The sequence below is a fragment of the Pseudonocardia sp. N23 genome, from assembly GCF_002583555.1.
GTDB lineage: Bacteria > Actinomycetota > Actinomycetes > Mycobacteriales > Pseudonocardiaceae > Pseudonocardia.
The window spans coordinates 260,468-261,765 of record NZ_BEGX01000077.1 but is presented as its reverse complement, the minus strand read 5'-3'; the positions used below and the strand labels follow the sequence as shown (position 1 = coordinate 261,765).

Annotated in this window: 1 protein-coding gene and 1 pseudogene; both read right to left on the bottom strand. The window is 71.6% G+C overall.

All coding sequences use genetic code 11. The annotated features are described in order from the left end of the window. Positions 1-642 (bottom strand): annotated as a pseudogene (locus TOK_RS22890) (hypothetical protein); the annotation flags it as partial. Positions 643-661: 19 nt separating this feature from the next. Further along, the gene (locus TOK_RS22885; protein WP_098960030.1) at positions 662-1,105 is read right to left on the bottom strand and encodes a hypothetical protein; all 444 of its coding nucleotides are present in this window, start codon (positions 1,103-1,105) and stop codon (positions 662-664) included. Positions 1,106-1,298: the final 193 nt, after the last annotated feature.

Genomic DNA, 1,298 nt, shown 5'->3' with positions numbered 1-1,298 from the left:
GGGCCGGGGGGGGCCCGCCGGCCCGCCGCCGGCAGGTGCACCCCATGAGGACGGCGGCCCGGGCATGCCGACGGCGCGCACGCCGTCGCCGACGAACCACGGGCCCTGCGCACCGGGATGCGCCGGGGTGAACAGATCTGCGCCGACGGCCGCCGGCGGCTGCGGCGGAGCCGCGTCCGGCAGGCCCCCGCGGTGCGGGAGTGGCACGAGGGCCATGGCGTCGAGGCGCCCCAACCGGCGCCGGACACGCCGCAACGCCCGCGGCGGACCGTCGACCAGCAGCGACAGGACCAACCGGTCGCCGAGCGGGTCGTGCACGGTGCGCAGCAGCTGGTGCAGCCGGTCGCCGTGCGCGACGACGACCTCGGTGGGTTCGGGTCCACCGATCGAAACCCTGGCCGCGTCGAGCGCGGCGCGGATCACGTCGGCCTGGCCGGCGCACACCGTCTCGAGGTCCTCGGGTGCGCCGTCGCGGGAGCGGGATGCCAGCAGCATCCCGCTCCCGGCGTCGAGCAGTGCCGCGACCACCACTGCGCGGTCGCGGACGAGGTCCGCCAGGGTGTCGTCCGGCGAAGGGGCAGGCGCGCCACCTCCACCGGAACGCGGGGGGACGCCGGACTGGGCGGAGCCGTTCGCGTTCACCTCTCGCGGATGTCCCGGGTCAGCGCTGGGCGTTCGAGGGGAAGAACTGTCCCTCGGGCCCGGGCTGGGCGGGACGGGCGTTGTTCGACGGGTGCGCCAGGTAGAACTCCTGCTCGATCACCCGCAGGTCGCGCCGCGCCATGGCCAGGTTGGCCTGCGCCCGGTTGAGCACCAGGTAGAAGAACAGCTTCTCGTCGGTACCGCGGATCAGGCGCAGCAGGTGGTACTGGGTGTCGAGGGTGATCAGGATGTCCTCGATGTTCTCGCGCAGGCCGAGCTTCTGGACGACCTCGACCTTGGTGCGGATCACGTCGCTGTTGCCCGGTGCCGCGACGTCGAGGTCGAACTCTGCGCTCCCGCCCCGCGAGCCCAGCATCATGCCGCTGTCCCAGTCGACCAGGGCCACCGCGAAAGCACCCTTGATATTCGCGGCCATGTCGAGCGAGTGCTCGATGTTGCTCATTTCTCGTCTCCATCGTCGGGGGTCGTTCGAGACAGTTCTCGGCTCTCGAAGGGCCGAGAACGGGGAGCTTAGCGCACTGATTCTGAACGGCCAGGGTCCGTCGGCGCCGCGCGCTTTTCGCAACTGCGGCCTACATCATTCGGCGCAGTCCGGCCAACAGTCGTTTCATGGTCGAGATGTCGTCCGCCCACGA

Bases quoted from the DNA above. Each gene is read 5' to 3' on its own strand.
- TOK_RS22885 (WP_098960030.1), bottom strand. From the start codon at position 1,105: ATGAGCAACATCGAGCACTCGCTCGACATGGCCGCGAATATCAAGGGT.